Source organism: Acinetobacter seifertii (assembly GCF_016064815.1).
Lineage (GTDB): Bacteria > Pseudomonadota > Gammaproteobacteria > Pseudomonadales > Moraxellaceae > Acinetobacter > Acinetobacter seifertii.
In genome coordinates this window covers 3,565,813-3,582,502 of record NZ_CP065820.1, presented here as the reverse complement: position 1 = coordinate 3,582,502, position 16,690 = coordinate 3,565,813, and the positions used below count along the sequence as shown (strand labels likewise).

Here is a 16,690-nt window from a genome sequence, read left to right as displayed (position 1 = left end):
TCAAAAAGGATACTGTAAAATGGCAAAAGCTCGACATTCAAGTTTTGACTGTTCACCGGGTTGTTCAGTTGAAGCTGCAATCAGTTTGATTGATGGTAAATGGAAATGTGTCATTCTTTGGCATTTACTAAATGAAGGAACCTTGCGATTCAATGAAATTCGTAAACGAGTTCCAAGCATTACGCAAAGAATGCTCACCAATCAGCTTCGTGAGTTAGAACAAGATGGCATTATTCATCGCGAGGTTTATCCTCAAGTTCCTCCTAAAGTGGAATATAGCCTGACAGATTTAGGACAAGGTCTTGAGCAGATTTTACTTGCTTTAAAAACATGGGGAGATGCCCATCTAGATCGGTTCGGTAAGTTATCCACTCTTGAAACTGAAAAGTCTGCCTAAATATTGTGTCTAGATTGCTAAGAATATCTACGAGAAAATGTTGTAGTTTTTAACCTCACAGGTTAATGGGACATTATTTTTATGATGTAACTTGCGTTTTCTGGTCAGCTTATGCAACTCTAATAAAAGAGATTAATAGGTTTTGCTATGGACAATATGGGAATTTGGGTTACCGTTATCATTGTTCTTTTCGTGCTAGGCTCAATTTTTGGTTTAAGAGTGAGTCCGCGTGAAAAGGCACTCGGTATTATGCGAGACAAAGCCCGTAAAATGGGACTACATCCACGCATAATTGCCGCACCTGAATGGACACATGTCCCGATGGCAACTGAAAAGCGTGCCAGCATGGTTGCTTATTATAGTGTATTAATCCCCGATGCTCGTTTAACGCTCATGCGTGCTCGTGTTATAGACGGAAAATTAAAAGTAGTGCAGGGCGATGAGAAATTTAATGATTCTCCCATTGCATTAAAAGGGATTTATGCTATTGATATGCAGGCAAACTGTGTAGGCCTTTATTGGGATGAGGAATCGGACCTAAAAGCCACGCAATTAGATGAGATGAAGGCTTATCTGTTGGCCTTGGCTGAAGCCTGATTTTTAAATTTATTGGTATAGGAATAACATTTTATATGGCGAATACCTCGCGCTCTGCATCTCAAAGCACAGCATCTACTGCCTCTGCTGCACATAAACGTGCCTTAGTGATTGTGGAGTCGCCTGCCAAAGCGAAAACCATCAACAAATATTTAGGTTCGCAGTACATTGTTAAGTCTTCTGTGGGTCACGTACGTGACTTGCCAACAGGCGGCAGCAAATCAACAGAGAAAAAGCCGGCTGCCCGGACAAAACTCACTGAAGCTGAAAAAGAACAAAAAGCCCAATCTGCGCTGATTAATCGTATGGGTGTCGATCCGGAACATGACTGGAAGGCACACTATGAGGTTCTACCTGGCAAAGAAAATGTTGTTGCTGAACTCAAGAAACTTGCAAAAGATGCAGATGCAATCTACCTCGCAACGGACTTGGATAGAGAAGGGGAAGCAATCGCTTGGCACTTACGCGAAGTGATTGGTGGTGACGATAGTCGTTATCACCGTGTGGTATTTAACGAAATTACTAAAAATGCCATTCAAGAAGCATTTAAACAACCAACGCGCCTAGATTTAAACCGTGTAAATGCACAGCAAGCACGTCGTTTCTTAGACCGCGTAGTGGGTTTCATGGTTTCGCCATTACTTTGGGAAAAGATTGCCCGTGGTTTATCGGCAGGTCGCGTACAGTCAGTTGCTGTAAAGCTTGTTGTGGAACGTGAACGTGAAATTCGTGCTTTTATTCCAGAAGAATACTGGCAAGTTTTTGCAGACACCCAAGCCAAAAAAGATGACATCCGTCTTGAAGCAGTTAGACAAGCAGGTAAAACGCTTAAACTGAAAAATAAAGCTGAAACTGATGCTTTATTAGAAGTTTTAAAAGGCGCTGAATATAAAGTTGCACAGCGTGAAGATAAGCCGACTAAGGTCAATCCAAGTGCACCATACATCACTTCGACTTTACAACAAGCTGCAAGTACACGCTTAGGTTTCTCTGTGAAGAAAACCATGATGCTTGCGCAGCGTTTGTATGAAGCTGGTTTTATTACCTATATGCGTACGGACTCAACGTTTTTGAGTGATGACGCTGTAAATATGGTACGTGCTCATATTGAAAGCCAGTTTGGTGAAAAATACTTACCAGCAAAGCCAAACCGCTATGGTAACAAAGCGGGTGCTCAAGAAGCCCACGAAGCAATTCGCCCTTCAAATGTTTCACTTACAGGTGATCAACTTGCGGGTGTAGAGCGTGATGCTCAGCGCTTATATGACTTGATTTGGCGTCAGTTTGTTGCTTGTCAAATGACACCAGCAGAATATTTGTCTTCAACTTTAACAGTTGAGGCAGGCAATGTTGAGTTAAAAGCAAAAGGTCGTACGCTTGTATTTGATGGTTTTACGCGAGTTCGTGGTGCCAACAAGTCTGATGACGATATTATTTTGCCAGCTATTAAAGTCGGCGAAATCTTAAAATTAGAGAAGTTAGACCCAAGTCAGCACTTTACTAAGCCGCCTGCACGTTTTACTGAGGCATCTTTAGTAAAAGAACTTGAAAAACGTAGTATTGGTCGTCCATCGACTTATGCAGCGATTATTTCTACCATTCAAGAACGTGGTTATGTCAAATTAGAAAATCGTCGTCTTTTTGCAGAGAAGATGGGCGAGATCGTGACAGATCGTCTTGATGAAAGTTTTAATAACCTGATGAACTATGCGTTTACAGCAGACCTTGAAGGACAGCTCGATAAAGTTGCTACAGGTGAGCGTAACTGGAAAGAGTTACTCGATACTTTCTATGGTGATTTTAAAAAGCGTTTGACCAATGCTCAAGGCGAGCAAGGCATGCGCCGTAACCAGCCAGTTGAAGTACCAGCAGTACATTGTCCTGAATGTTCACGACCAATGCAGATTCGTACAGGTACAACTGGCGTATTTTTAGGCTGTTCTGGTTACAACTTGCCGCCTAAAGAACGCTGTAAAGGCACTTTGAACTTAACACCAGTTGAATCTTTAGCTGCGTTATCTGATGATGATGGGGCTGAAACGGCTGACTTGATGTCAAAGCATCGCTGTCCAAAATGCGGTACAGCAATGGATAGCTATGTGATTGATGGTGGTCGCAAGCTTCATGTCTGTGGTAACAATCCAGATTGTGATGGTTATGAGCTTGAAGAAGGCGAGTTCAAGATTAAGGGTTATGATGGCCCAACTATTCCATGTGATAAATGTGACGGCGAAATGCAGCTTAAAACTGGTCGCTTTGGTCCATATTTCGCTTGTACCAGTTGTGACAATACTCGTAAAGTCTTGAAGAGTGGTCAACCTGCACCTCCGCGTGTAGAACCGATCAAGATGGAACATTTGCGCTCAACGAAGCATGATGACTATTTCGTGTTACGTGATGGTGCTGCTGGTCTATTCTTGGCTGCAAGTAAGTTCCCGAAAATTCGTGAAACACGTGCACCAAAAGTTGCTGAGCTTCGTAGTGTTGCTGACCAACTTGATCCAAAATACCAGTTTATTTTACAAGCTCCAGATGTAGATCCTGAAGGTAATCCGACTATTGTGAAGTTTAGTCGTAAGAACCAATCACAATATGTGGGATCTGAAACACCAGAAGGTAAACAAACCAAATGGAGCCTAATTTACCAAGACGGTAAATGGATTGAAGGCTAAATAAGACAGTTAAAAAATGCTAGCTCAGCTAGCATTTTTTATATCAACAACAATAAAAGAAAATTTAATTTTTATGGGGAAAAAGAATGTGGAAAAACATTCGGATTTTATGCCTATTGATTATTTTATTAATCGTTGCAGTTCAGGCATGGCGAGATCAGAATCAAGACTGGAATCAGCCTATTGTTGTGGTATTGCACCCAGTAAATGCAGATGGTTTACAAACCACGCAAGCTTATATTCATCAGTTACAAAACGCTGATTTCCAAACGCTCAAAAGCTATTTAAGTGAATGGTCACAGCATTATCGTGGACATTCCAGCAACTTTGAGATTCGTTTAGGGCAACAACTACAGCATCGGCCACCTGTGGTTCCGCAAAATGCCAATATTTTGAATGTAATCTGGTGGAGCTTGAAGTTTCGTTTTTATGCATGGCGACAACAACAGCCTGAAGATAGCGGAGCGTCACTTAAACTTTATTTAAATTATTATGATCCAACTTATCAAAAGGTTTTAGTGCATTCGACTGCTTTAGAAAAAGGTCGTATTGGTAGCGTCAATTTGTTTGCTGCACGTGAGCAGGCATCAGAAAATCAGGTTGTTCTTGTTCATGAGTTATTGCATGGCTTTGGTGCAAAAGATAAATATGATTTAAAAACAGGTCAGCCGATCTATCCATTGGGTTATGCACAACCCGAAAAAGTACCTCTTTACCCACAAAAGCAAGCAGAAATCATGGGGGGTAAAACTCCATTGTCTGAGCAGACCAATAAAATGCCAAGAGATTTACAAGAAACTGTAATAGGTTTACCGACAGCTCAAGAAATTGGTTGGTTGAAATAAGATTGTGGATAAATACTGTTTTATCCACATCAATTGTTAATAAACGATGCAGATCTTATACAGATAATAAATGTGAAGTAAATCACTATAATGACAATATATAAACTTCCTAATACCTGATAATAAGAGTAGCCATGATGAAAACTGTAGGTAATGATTTAGTTCGTAATCAGCTACATGCTGATCGTAAATGGTATCTAATATTAGGCTTTGTGCTCATTATTTTCGGTTTAGTCTTATTTAGTTCACTACCATTTGCAACATTTTCGGTTGTTTTCCTATTTGGTATTTTGATGATGATAGGCGGTGTTCTGCATTTGATTGCTGCCTTAAGTGTATTTAAGGGTGGTAGCCGATGGCTTTGGGCACTTTTTGGGGTGCTGTATTTAATGGCTGGCTATTACGCATTTTCTACCCCTGTGACTACAGCCGTAGTTTTAACTAGCCTATTATCGATTGCACTGATTATTGCTGGGGTCATTCGCACCATAAACGCATTTTTATTAAGACCAATTGCAGGGTGGGGCTGGACCTTATTTTCAGGGTTATTAACCCTCGCTACAGGTATTTTAATTTTAGTTTCTAAGGAGTCACCGTTTTGGGTATTGGGAATGTTTTTGGCAGTGGATATTTTATTTCAGGGCATTAACTTTTTAGGACTTGCTTCTGCAATTAAGCATTTGCCTGCTAGCTCAAAAACAGTTTCTTAAATTAAATAACGAATAAAAGGGCACTTAAGGTGTCCTTTTTTGTTTTTAGTGAGCTAAGGTCCATCTCGTGGCATGGGTCTGTTAAACTAGGCCTTGGTGTTTTAGCGATGTGTGTTATGAGTCTTGCAAAGTTAATTAATGAATTAAATGCTCAGCAAAAAAAGGCAGCAACGACTACAGCTCAAAACTGTCTGGTTTTGGCTGGAGCAGGCTGTGGCAAGACTAAAACTATTGTTGCTCGCGCAGCTTATTTAATTGATCAGGGATTACCTGCAAATCAAATCCAGATTTTAACGTTCACGCGCCGTGCCGCGAGTGAAATTGTTGCAAGGGTTGAACAGCATGTTGGGGCACAAGCCAAGGGTCTTCGTGCATCAACCTTTCATACCTTTTGCATGTACTTGTTGCGTCGTAATTCACAAGCTTTTGGTTTGACCCAATTTAGCATTATTGATCGTGATGATCAGTTACTTATGTTTCGCTTATTGAGAGGTAAAGACAAAGATAACGTTTTACCTAAAGCAGCAGAGCTGTGTGATTTGTATTCTTATGCCCGTAATACGCAATCTAAGCTTTCAGAGGCATTACTCAAGCAATTACCTGAAGCATATGAGTACAAGGCACAAATTGCGGAGCTAATGAAAACCTATGAGCAACGTAAAAGAGAGCGCAATTTTTTAGACTATGACGATATTTTGTCGATAGTCGCTGTTCATTTGCAAAACTCGGAAGCACTCACAGATTGGGTTGCAGGTTTTTGTCAGGCTTTGCTGGTCGATGAAATGCAAGATACCAACCCTTTACAGTGGGCTCTTTTACAGCCGCTGATTGGTAAGGTGAAATTGTTTTGTGTGGGTGACGATGCTCAGTCCATTTATGGTTTCCGCGGTGCCGACTTTGAAAACATTCATTCTTTTAAAGAACGGATTCCTGATGCCGTTATTCATACCTTAGATTTAAATTACCGTTCAACTCAAGAAATACTAGACTTATCAAATTGGTTATTAGCTCATAGCCCAATCGATTATGAAAAACAATTACAGGCACATCGTGGCAAAGGGCAAAAGCCACAGCTCCACTTGTTTGGTAATGAATTTGAAGAAGCCAATTGGATTGCACAAGACTTAATAGAGCGACATCAGCAGGGCGCAAATTGGTATGAACACATGGTGTTGGTTCGTTCTGGCTACAGTGCTCGCTATTTGGAAGGTGCATTTATTGCTGCTGAGATACCTTATCGTTTTATTGGTGGCGTAAAGTTACTTGAATCTGCACATGTAAAGGATGTACTCAGTCTATTGCGTATTGTAAGTAACCCGCAGGATGACTTGGCTTGGATGCGCTTTTTAACCTTATGGGATGGTATTGGTGATGTTGGTGCCAGTAAGTTAGCACAAGAGTTAATCGGCATTAGTGAGGTTGAAGAACGTTGTCAGCGTTTGGAGCGTCATGGAAAAGTCCCTTTACAGGCTATTTTGATTTTGAAACAGCTTGATGTGTTACAGCAGCATGTTGAAGCAAGTATTGGTCTCGCACTTGATGCCCTAAGTGAACAGTTAGGGCAAAACTATAAAACGAAAGACTGGTCACGTCGCGCTAAAGATTTTGATTTGGTTAAACAACTTGCGCGTAAGCATGCATCGCTGGGTGAATTTCTTGAAGAATATGTGCTTGAGCCGATTTCAGTTTCTGAAATTGAAAAAGCGGGCGATGATGATTTAGTGACCTTAATTACAATTCATTCGGCTAAAGGTGCAGAGCAAAAGGTATGTTATGTACCGCATGTCTCACCAAATCAGTTTCCATATGCGCGCGCGCAGGGGGATTTTGATGATGTCGAAGAAGAACGCCGTGTGTTATACGTTGCATTAACACGTGCGGAAAATGAATTGATTCTGACGAAGCAAAACCTCAATACATGGTCACAAGACACGTATGATGAACAAGGTCGTAAAATCGAAAGTTATTTCTTAAATGATCTACCCGCACATTTAGTTCAGGCAAAAATTCATCGTCAAGTTCCACAGCCATTTGCCAAAAAACAATGGAACACTTCACGAACAGTAAACTTAGGTTTTGGTATCGATCTCGACTAAACTACTGTATAAGACACTTTGAATACTCAAATGTATATTGGCCCTTATTTTGAAGGCCAGTGAAGGTTGGAAAATGAAAATATTAGTTCGTAATTTAGATCGCTTAGTGACTGAAGCCGAAGTTTTAGAGCTGTTTAAGGCTTATGGTAAAGTTGATTCTTGTGTTGTTGTAACCGATAAAGAAACAGGTAAATCAAAAGGTTTTGGCTTTGTCGAAATGCCGAATCCACGTGAAGCGATCAAAGCCATTAAAGGCTTAAATACACTTAAAGTAAAAGGTTACGGAATTCGCGTTAAAGCCGCTGAAGAGTAATGTTTTTATGCAACAATTTTTAGCTCTTTCTGTGGTTGCTCCAAATGGAACCCGTATAGCCCAAGGTGTAAAGACTCTAGAAGTTCGTTCATGGGTGCCTACAGAGTTGCCTCTTAAAGATCTATTAATTGTTGAGAACCCGAATTTTTTAATCAATGATGGTGATGAGTAATAACGAAAAATTTATCAAGTCGCTTTGGATTTTCCATAAATAACGTTGATTTTATCAATGGAGTCGTTAAGCTAAGAATAGCCATATTGATGGCAATCTTTAGAACAGGAAAGTTTAGTTATGTCACGTGTTGCTCGTTATCATGCCGATCGTACCAATCAAAAACTCTATTTTGCGCGCTTAGCGTGTCAACAAGCAGAGCAAACTGATCATGTACAGCAGGTACAAGCTTATCGTGAAACAGCTGTCTTTCACTTGCATGGTGCAATGCTGGCTTTTCTGCAAGAACTGGTACGTTACTACCGTTTAAATGACTCACAGCCGACATTAAAATCGATTGAAGAACTCATGGCTGCAAAAGGTCAGGTTTCTCCTGAGGTTTCTGTTTTGCAGCAATTAGCCAAAGATGGCTTTGTTGCAGAGTTAAAGCGCGCTTACCGTATGTGTCAGTACGCACCAGAACCAACTGAACCAACGCCAGAAGAAGAAACATCTTCTAATTTGATCATTAAAGTGACTCAGGGACCTCAGTCATGGTTGCCCGATGTGAAAATCTTGCGTGAATGGCATAGAGAATTAAGTCATTTAATTGATGGTTTTCGTAACGAAATGGTCGAGTTCTAAAATTAAACTGTTTAAGCGCTTGAAATTTAATCCTAGTGCGCCTATATAAATAAGACGAGAGATGCAAAGTGCAAGGGTGCTTTGCCACCATGTTGAAACATGGAGGAAGTATATGTCTATACAGCAATTGAAAGAGTTATTTGGCAATCAAGAAGCAGTGTTGGAGTTAGTCCAACTCGAAGGTGGTGAGCTTGCCTTGCGTAATGCTGGTTCTGAAAAAGAGCCCTTGGTTAAAATTCAATTTAGTGATGAACTAAAAGAGATTTTAGGCGAGCAAACGCCTGTAGTTGCACAGCATATGATTCAGGCTGCTTTATTTGGACTGCTCGAAAAGCAGGTCAATGAATGGCAGGCTGAGGTTGTAGATGAGCAGCCTAAATTTCTAAGTTAAAAAAAGCGTACTCTAGAGTACGCTTTTTTTTATACGTTAATGATGTGTTGACTGATGCGCCAGTTCGATTTGATTTAAAATATGGTGGCTCATATTCTTTGCCATTTCTTCTTTTGCATAGAATACTTCACCAATATTTTCATCTCGAATGACTGCTGCTTCTTCTTTACTTTCTGCACAAATTAAAACCTGAATTTGAGGGTTTAATTGTTTAGCAATATCCACAATTCGGTGAATATCTAAAATATCCATAGGGGAAATCACCAATAGTCGTGCATGCATGATATGAGCCTGAATTAAAACACCAGGTTCAGTTGCGACACCACTCACGGCAGCAATATTTGCTTGACGTAGCTTTTCTACAATTTCACGATTTTCTTCTGCAATCACGACTTTAATATTCTGATTAATCAAATTTTCAGTAATACGTCGTCCAACACCACCATACCCTACAATCACCACTTGATCGCGTAGATAAGCTTGGTCAACTTCATCTGGCAACATCGCAAGTGGATCACCACTGCGCTCGAGAAGACGTGCTAAATGAGAGCGTTCACGAATCCAGCGTTGTACAGGTTCAACTGCCGAGAAAACAAAAGAGTTAAGCGTAATTGAGAACAAAGCGCCTGCTAAAATCAGGTTTTGAGCTTCTAGCGTTAATAGACCTAAAGAAACGCCAAGTGTTGCCAAAATAAATGAGAACTCACCAATTTGTGCAAGGCTGGCCCCGACGGTCAAAGCAGTATTGATTGGATAGCGGAAGAATAAAACTAAAGCCATTGCAGCAAGCGTTTTACCCACCATAATAATCGCGATAACTGCTAAAATATGCAGTGGACGCTCGATAAGGATATGTGGGTCAAACAACATTCCTACAGAAACGAAGAATAAAATCGAGAAAATTTCACGTAGAGGAAGGGTTTCTTCTTCTGCACGGTGGCTAAAGTCTGATTCTTTTACGACCATACCTGCAAAGAAGGCTCCTAAGGCCATTGAAACCCCAAAGATGGCATAAGAGCCATAAGCGATCGAAACAGCAGCTGCTACGACAGTCAGCGTAAATAGCTCTCTTGAACCTAAGCGCGCAACAAACTGCATAATGATAGGAACAACACGCTTACCCACAATAAGCATAAACGCAATAAAGCCAATCACTTTTAATAGAGTGATTCCCAGTGTTAGCCAGATGTTTCCTTCTGCGCCTGCTGGTGCTTTTCCACCAAGTAAAACCGCTGTAGCTGGAAGAAGTACTAAAACAAGTACCATTACCAAATCTTCAACTAACAGCCAACCTACCGCAATTTTGCCGTTTACAGAGTCTAAAAGACCACGGTCTCCTAAAGCTTTTAATAATACAACGGTACTCGCACACGATAAGCTTAAGCCAAAAACCAGTGCAGAGCCAAAGCTCCAGCCCCATAGCATTGAAACGCCAACACCAAGTAAGGTAGCAACGGCTATCTGTAAAATTGCACCTGGTAAGGCAATACGTCGAACTTGTAAAAGATCATTTAATGAAAAATGCATCCCAACGCCAAACATCAGAAACATTACACCAAGCTCAGCAAGTTGGTTTGCTAGATGAATGTCTGCTTCTATACCGGGAGTGTTGGGACTAATAATAATTCCGGCAATTAAATAGCCGATAAGAGGGGGAAGTCGTAGTCGGGCGGCAATATAGCCAAAAAAGAGGGCAACGCCGAAACCAACAGCAAGTAAAATAATTAAATCTACGTCATGCGGCACTAAAAACTCCTTTTACGTGAGTTAGGCTAAAGACAAGCATAAAAAATGCCAAGGCGGAATATGTAGAAAGTTTAACAAAAAGGTGGGTATAAAAAAAATGCAAAAAAAAACGACTTCTTAAAGAAGTCGTTTTTTTCGACGCTAAAATTATTTGATTTTAGCTTCTTTGAAAATCACGTGTTGACGGATTTTTGGATCAAATTTTTTGATTTCCATTTTTTCCGGCATAGTACGTTTGTTTTTAGTCGTGGTATAGAAATAACCTGTACCAGCTGAAGAAACGAGACGAATCTTATCACGCATTGCTCAGACTCCTTAGATCTTTTGACCTTGAGCACGAAGGTCTGCAACAACCTTTTCGATACCCAATTTGTCAATAATACGCATACCTTTAGTGGTTAAACGAAGACGTACAAAACGTTTTTCGCTTTCTAACCAGAAACGGTGGTGGTGCAGGTTCGGCTCGAACCGGCGCTTGGTTTTGTTGTTGGCGTGTGAGACGTTGTTACCAACGACTGGACGCTTGCCGGTAACTTGGCAAACCTTAGACATGGTGTAACTCCATTGATTTAGCCAACAGCAAATCTGTGGCCAGTCATACTAAATGTAAACGGATGAATTCATTCAAGGGGCGTTTTATACCAAAAATACGATTAAAAGACAAGCGAAATTGGTAAAAACGAGGCATGAACTAGTGTAACAGATCATGCCTTGATCAGTTAACGCAACAAGGTTTTCGAAATGAAGCGATGAATTGGTTTATTGAACGGTGGAAGAATGTATTTCAGGCTATAAAGTTTTGGATTCGACATTACCGAACGTTCATGTGAAAGCCCGAAAAAGCCTTCTGGACCATGATATTTGCCCATACCTGATGCCCCAATTCCGCCAAATGGCAAGTCATCTTGAGCAACATGGGTAATGACCATGTTAATTCCGAAATGTCCTGAATGAGTATGTTGAGAGATATAATCGGCGCGTGCCTGATCATAGTCAAAATAATACATTGCTAAAGGACGCGGACGACTATTAATAAACTCAATGACTTCTTCTATTTGGTCATATTCTAAAATTGGTAGAACAGGACCAAAAATTTCATTTTGCATAATATCCATTGCAGTCGTTACACCAGTGACTAGAGTCGGTGGAATTTTGCGGACGTCATCTAAAATTTCATTTTGCGGATTAATTTCAACAATACGAGCACCCTGATCACGAGCATTTTCGAGATATCCTTGAATACGGTTGTACTGTTTATCATTAATAATAGAAGTATAGTCTTGATTGTTGCGGAAATGAGGGTACATTCCTGCGACAATCAATTTAAAGTTTTCAATGAACTCAGCAGTTTTGCCTCGTGGTAAGAAAATATGGTCTGGTGCAACACAAGTCTGACCAGCGTTCCACAATTTACCTACAGCGATACGTTGTGCGACATCTTTCATCTCTACGGAAGCATGGACAAGAGCAGGGGATTTACCGCCTAACTCAAGAATAACCGGCACAAGGTTTTGAGCTGCGGCTGCCATGACGGTTTTACCAACCGAAGTCGAGCCTGTGAAAATCATTTTATCGAAAGCTAAATGGCTAAACGCATCGGAAATTACACCGCCACCATTTACAACAGCGACCAACTCTTGTGGGAATGCTTCCGCTAATGCACTTTCAAGAACTTGTCCAAAGTTTGGAGAAGCACTCGAAATTTTGATCATGGCATGGTTACCAGCCGCGAGAGCACAAATAAGTGGTCCAACTGATAAGAGTAATGGGTAGTTCCAAGGTGTAATAATGCCAATAATACCTATTGGTTGATATTGTACCCAACCTTTTGCTGGCTGATGTAATACACTGATATGGCGTTTTGATGGTTTCATCCAACCGGTTAAGTGCTTACTGTAATACTTGATTTGTTCAAGACAAGTAAGCAATTCACCAATTTTGGTTTCCATAATGGCACGATTACCATAATCAAGGTTAATTGCTTCGGCAATCTGATCTTGATATTTTACCAAAACTCTTTTAAGACGAGCTAAACGATCAATACGTTCTTTAGCAGTGGGTACCGGATGACGTAAGTAGGCAATCTTTTGCTGCTCAAGCAAATCATGTAAATGCTTAACATCATAAGGAACCTGAGTCTCTGGATTTGTTTTTGTTTGACTGTTCATCGGTACTTACCAAATATACTGATATACTTAGTTTTTAGAGTAAATACTCTAAAGAGTCAAGTTGGTTTCTGTATTCACGTCTTAACCATATGAATTAACGAAGGTTATTGAAATGTCTCTACCTAAAGCTCTGAAGACAAAAGACCGGATTTTACAAATCAGTTTGCAGCTTTTTAATGAGCGTGGCGAACGGTCTGTCACAACCAATCATATTGCTGCAGAGTTGGGGATTAGTCCTGGAAACTTGTATTACCATTTTCGAAATAAGCATGAAATCATTAAGGAATTAATGTATCAGTATCAGGTAGAGACTTTAGAAATGCTCTCTTTACCTGAAGACAGACCTTTAACCACTACTGATAAAATTAACTACTTTCAAGTGTTAAGTGGTCAACTCTGGAATTATCGTTTTATTCATCGTGATGTTTATCACTTAGTTGAAAGTAATGAAGACTTTAAAAAGATCTATCCGAGATTTGCAGGCCAAGTGATGCAACAAGGGCAAAAAATTTATCAAGCCTTTGTCGACGCAGGTCTTATGAAAATGACGGCTTCTGAAATTGAAGCACTCATTATTAACCTTTGGATTGTTTTAACGAACTGGACTAATTTTTTATATATGTCTGGACATATTAGTGACAACAATCATCTTGAAGAGAAATGGGTTTGGCAGGCATTGCGTCAGATGGTTTTCTTAGAGGGCCCTTATTTAATGGGTGAAAGCCGTGCCACTTATGAACAACTGCTCGAATCACTTGGGCCTTCTGATCTTTTCGCAAGCTTGTCATCCTTAAAAGATGAATAGTTGTGCTTGTTTATTTAGAGCGCTAGAATACTCGGCTTATCAAAAATTTGTCTCAATTAAGTGATATTAACAAAATGAATATGACCACTGCCAATACAGCCCGTTTACTGATTACTTGTGAAGACAAGCCTGGGATCGTACAGGCTGTATCGAGCTTTTTGTACCATCAAGGTGCAAACATTACCGCGCTTGATCAGTATGCGACGGAAGCTCAAGGTGGGCGTTATTTCATGCGTGTTGAATTTGAACTTGATCATTTACAGTCGCGTAAAGATGCATTAATTCAAACATTTGCTGTCAACGTTGCTGAGCGTTATGGCATGCAATGGCGTCTTGCATTCGTAAACGAAATTAAAAAAGTTGGTATTTTAGTTTCTAAAGTCGACCATGCTTTACTTGAGTTATTATGGCGTCATGCACGTGGGTCGTTACCTTGTGAAATTACGCATGTAATTTCTAACCATGAAGACTTGCGTGAATCTGTTGAAAACTTCGGTATTCCATTTACTGTAATTAAAGTAACTAAAGACAATAAAGCTGAAGCTTATGCTCAAATTGATGAAATGATGCAAGGTAACGACTTATTAGTTCTTGCACGTTACATGCAGATTTTAAGCGAAGATTTTGTTGCAAAATGGGAAATGAAAATCATCAATATCCACCATTCATTCTTACCTGCTTTTGTTGGTGCAAACCCATATAAGCAAGCCTATGAAAAAGGTGTGAAGTTGATTGGTGCGACAGCTCACTATGTGACTGCTGACCTAGACCAAGGTCCGATTATTGAGCAAGACGTTGAACGTGTAAGCCACGATTATAATGTTGAGCAGTTGCGTGAGCTTGGTGAGGATGTAGAGCGTAATGTATTAGCTCGTGCTGTTAAATGGCACTTAGAAGACCGTATCATTGTAGATGGTAATAAGACGGTTGTTTTCTAATTACCTCATATTTTTAAAAGCATGCTCTTAGGCATGCTTTTTTTATGGCTAAAATAAATTTAAAATGTTATAACGTAACATAAATTTGATGTTCGATTGCTTAGCCTTAATATTTAATTGTTTAATCAACGCTTATGTTGAGCACAGTTTGATAAATAAGAAATGAACTCAAAGTTTTTAGCGTGCTGTTTATACAACAGAAAAGTAAGGTGATATCACTTTATGAGGTTAGATAGCACAATACTGGGTAGTGTTTTTCGCGAAAAAAAGTAGTTGCAAATGAAAACACTTCTCATTTATTATTGTGGCACTTTATTGTTCTATCCGATGTTTGAAATCGTTTCTCTTAATTAAAGGTCGAGATCATCATCCATTAGGTAATTAGATTCTTATGAGTCAATCTTCCGCAGCCTTAAACTCTCCTAATCCGATGAAAAAGAAAGTCATCACGGCCCTAATTGCGGTTGCAATTGGTCATATCGGGGTCTTATGGGCAGTTAGCCACATTAAGCCTGCTGAACTAAAGCCAATTGATAAGAAACCTTTACAAGTCCGCTTTGTAAAAATTCAAGAGCAACCGAAACCACTACCTCCTAAACCAAAGGAGCCGCCTAAAAAGCCGGAACCTAAGAAAGAGGTAAAAGAAGTTAAAGTTGTTGAGAAACCTGTGACTCCACCTAAACCAGTGGAAAAAATCCAGCAGGTGAAAAAGGCTGAAACTCCTAAACAAACAGTAAAGACAGAACCAAAAGTTGAACCCAAAATAGCTGCTCCAGCGACAACTGTTACTGAAAAAGTCGTTGAGAAGCCAAAACCAGTGGTACAAGAAGCGCCTAAAGCTCAACCTGCACCAGATCCGTCACCAAAACGCGTTTCAATTGGTGGTTCAGGTGTACAGTGGAGCCGCTCCCCACGTTTGACTGTTTCACCAAAAGATTTACAAGGTGAAGCACGCTCAGTTGTTGTACAAATTGAAGCTGACGAAAAAGGCAAAATCATCAACGTGCGTGTGACCCGAAGCAGCGGTATTTCAAGTCTAGATGACAAAGTAGTTCGCGCTGTTCGCGGTGCGAAATTTAAACCTTATATGGAAAATGGTGTTGCTTATCCAATTAAAGCAGAGCAACCCTTTGATTTAACCCCTTAAACGAATTTGAGTCCCAACGGCTAACCTTAATCAGGAGTTCGAATATGAACTTTTCAATCTATTGGCAACATGCAGATGCAGTGAGTAAAACCCTGTATTTCATTTTATTGGCAATGTCGATTGCTACTTGGACAGTTTTCATCTTACGTTTGATGGGGACTCGCCAACTAAAACAACAAGCTTATGCCCAACTTTCTAAGGCTATTACTTCGCTAAAAGCAAAGTTACAACCTTTAAGTTTTGAACAGCGTAAAGCAGTTGCAGAGCAAGCATTATTGCGCCAAATTTCTGCTGAAAAAGTCAATGCTGAAAAAGGTATTTCTGTTTTAGGAACAATTGCTTCAATTGCACCATTCGTTGGTTTGTTTGGTACGGTATGGGGTATTTTCCACGCGTTGGTTGCTGTAGGTAAGAGCGGACAAGCAGGATTGGCTCAAGTAGCTACACCAGTAGGTGAAGCGCTTATTATGACTGGTCTTGGTCTTGCAGTTGCGATTCCTGCAGTATTGGCTTATAACATTTGTGTACGTGCTAATCGTGGTCTTGCTCATGATTTACAAGATCAAGCACATAGTTTGTTAATCGATACCATGTTGCAGCAAGACTCAACTGTAAAATCTGATGTTAAAACTGCAGAACAAAGTTATGTTGGAGGTCAAGCTTAATGGCTTTTCAATTGGGTGAAGACCACGATAGTGGCATAAATGAGATGAACCTCATTCCGCTAATCGACATTATGTTGGTGTTAATGATCATCTTTTTGGTCACAGCAACAGTTGCCAACCCATCGATTCCATTAACACTGCCTAAAACAACTGCTGAAATTATTGATCCACCACCAAAAGCGATTACGATTAGTATTAATGCAAATGGTGAAGTGGCTTGGGATACTCAAGTAATTAGCCTTGATGAGCTTCAAAAACGTTTCCAAGAAGCAGGTCAAGGCGAGGTTAAACCTACGGTTCAACTTCGTGCTGATAAAGAGTCGAAGTACGATACTGTGGCTCAGGTAATGTCTCGCGCCAGTGAAGCCGGACTGAGCGATATTGCCTTTGTAAGTGAAAACTAA

At 40.2% G+C, this 16,690-nt stretch carries 18 protein-coding genes and 1 pseudogene; 15 read left to right on the top strand and 4 right to left on the bottom strand.

The features are described 5' to 3' along the window. Nucleotides 1-19: 19 nt before the first annotated feature. The 10 genes and pseudogenes from I8T81_RS16535 (at nt 20) to I8T81_RS16490 (ending at nt 8,817) form a co-directional block, all read left to right on the top strand. Nucleotides 20-397 (top strand): winged helix-turn-helix transcriptional regulator, encoded by a 378-nt coding sequence (locus I8T81_RS16535; RefSeq protein WP_004698884.1) that lies wholly within the window; start codon nt 20-22, stop codon nt 395-397. Nucleotides 398-544: 147 nt separating this feature from the next. Further along, the gene (locus I8T81_RS16530) at nt 545-994 is read left to right on the top strand and encodes a hypothetical protein (protein ID WP_004698883.1); all 450 of its coding nucleotides are present in this window, start codon (nt 545-547) and stop codon (nt 992-994) included. A gap of 35 nt (nt 995-1,029) precedes the next feature. Next, on the top strand, nt 1,030-3,666 hold the full coding sequence (gene topA, locus I8T81_RS16525) for a type I DNA topoisomerase (protein ID WP_019458040.1): 2,637 nt from the start codon (nt 1,030-1,032) through the stop codon (nt 3,664-3,666). An 86-nt stretch (nt 3,667-3,752) separates the two neighbouring features. Next, nucleotides 3,753-4,511: a hypothetical protein gene (locus tag I8T81_RS16520; RefSeq protein WP_174735252.1), complete on the top strand. Its 759-nt coding sequence runs from the start codon at nt 3,753-3,755 to the stop codon at nt 4,509-4,511. Nucleotides 4,512-4,648: 137 nt separating this feature from the next. Further along, nucleotides 4,649-5,221: an HdeD family acid-resistance protein gene (locus tag I8T81_RS16515; RefSeq protein WP_191001735.1), complete on the top strand. Its 573-nt coding sequence runs from the start codon at nt 4,649-4,651 to the stop codon at nt 5,219-5,221. Between the two features lie 116 nt (nt 5,222-5,337). Further along, a complete protein-coding gene (locus tag I8T81_RS16510; RefSeq protein ID WP_198071667.1) occupies nt 5,338-7,317 on the top strand; it encodes an ATP-dependent helicase in 1,980 nt (659 codons plus the stop codon). Nucleotides 7,318-7,390: 73 nt separating this feature from the next. After that, a complete protein-coding gene (locus I8T81_RS16505) occupies nt 7,391-7,630 on the top strand; it encodes an RNA recognition motif domain-containing protein (protein ID WP_019458044.1) in 240 nt (79 codons plus the stop codon). Nucleotides 7,631-7,637: 7 nt separating this feature from the next. Further along, a pseudogene (locus I8T81_RS16500) lies at nt 7,638-7,799 on the top strand (ASCH domain-containing protein); the annotation flags it as partial. A gap of 123 nt (nt 7,800-7,922) precedes the next feature. After that, nucleotides 7,923-8,426, top strand: coding sequence for a DUF6586 family protein (locus tag I8T81_RS16495; protein WP_004698871.1), 504 nt, complete (start codon nt 7,923-7,925; stop codon nt 8,424-8,426). A gap of 112 nt (nt 8,427-8,538) precedes the next feature. Continuing rightward, complete coding sequence (locus I8T81_RS16490; RefSeq protein ID WP_004698869.1) at nt 8,539-8,817, top strand: hypothetical protein; 279 nt, start codon at nt 8,539-8,541, stop codon at nt 8,815-8,817. 36 nt (nt 8,818-8,853) lie between these two features. Here I8T81_RS16490 and I8T81_RS16485 read toward each other — a convergent pair whose 3' ends face one another. The 4 genes from I8T81_RS16485 to I8T81_RS16470 all read right to left on the bottom strand — a co-directional run bounded on the left by I8T81_RS16485 (nt 8,854) and on the right by I8T81_RS16470 (nt 12,731). Beyond that, nucleotides 8,854-10,563: a cation:proton antiporter gene (locus I8T81_RS16485; protein WP_004698868.1), complete on the bottom strand. Its 1,710-nt coding sequence runs from the start codon at nt 10,561-10,563 to the stop codon at nt 8,854-8,856. A gap of 147 nt (nt 10,564-10,710) precedes the next feature. Further along, the gene (gene rpmG, locus I8T81_RS16480; protein ID WP_001205031.1) at nt 10,711-10,866 is read right to left on the bottom strand and encodes a 50S ribosomal protein L33; all 156 of its coding nucleotides are present in this window, start codon (nt 10,864-10,866) and stop codon (nt 10,711-10,713) included. A gap of 12 nt (nt 10,867-10,878) precedes the next feature. Then, entirely contained in the window at nt 10,879-11,115 is a 237-nt protein-coding gene (gene rpmB, locus I8T81_RS16475) for a 50S ribosomal protein L28 (protein ID WP_000048256.1), read from the bottom strand. 167 nt (nt 11,116-11,282) lie between these two features. Then, nucleotides 11,283-12,731, bottom strand: coding sequence for a coniferyl aldehyde dehydrogenase (locus tag I8T81_RS16470; RefSeq protein WP_198071666.1), 1,449 nt, complete (start codon nt 12,729-12,731; stop codon nt 11,283-11,285). A gap of 112 nt (nt 12,732-12,843) precedes the next feature. Here I8T81_RS16470 and I8T81_RS16465 point away from each other — a divergent pair, with 112 nt between their 5' ends. The 5 genes from I8T81_RS16465 to I8T81_RS16445 all read left to right on the top strand — a co-directional run bounded on the left by I8T81_RS16465 (nt 12,844) and on the right by I8T81_RS16445 (nt 16,690). Further along, entirely contained in the window at nt 12,844-13,536 is a 693-nt protein-coding gene (locus tag I8T81_RS16465) for a TetR/AcrR family transcriptional regulator (protein WP_019458048.1), read from the top strand. A 74-nt stretch (nt 13,537-13,610) separates the two neighbouring features. After that, nucleotides 13,611-14,474 (top strand): formyltetrahydrofolate deformylase, encoded by an 864-nt coding sequence (gene purU / locus I8T81_RS16460; protein ID WP_004698860.1) that lies wholly within the window; start codon nt 13,611-13,613, stop codon nt 14,472-14,474. Nucleotides 14,475-14,865: 391 nt separating this feature from the next. Next, a complete protein-coding gene (locus I8T81_RS16455; RefSeq protein ID WP_039250355.1) occupies nt 14,866-15,621 on the top strand; it encodes an energy transducer TonB in 756 nt (251 codons plus the stop codon). A 44-nt stretch (nt 15,622-15,665) separates the two neighbouring features. Beyond that, nucleotides 15,666-16,286: a MotA/TolQ/ExbB proton channel family protein gene (locus I8T81_RS16450; protein WP_019458050.1), complete on the top strand. Its 621-nt coding sequence runs from the start codon at nt 15,666-15,668 to the stop codon at nt 16,284-16,286. Beyond that, on the top strand, nt 16,286-16,690 hold the full coding sequence (locus I8T81_RS16445; protein WP_004698850.1) for an ExbD/TolR family protein: 405 nt from the start codon (nt 16,286-16,288) through the stop codon (nt 16,688-16,690). The genes I8T81_RS16450 and I8T81_RS16445 overlap by 1 nt, the downstream gene beginning before the upstream one ends.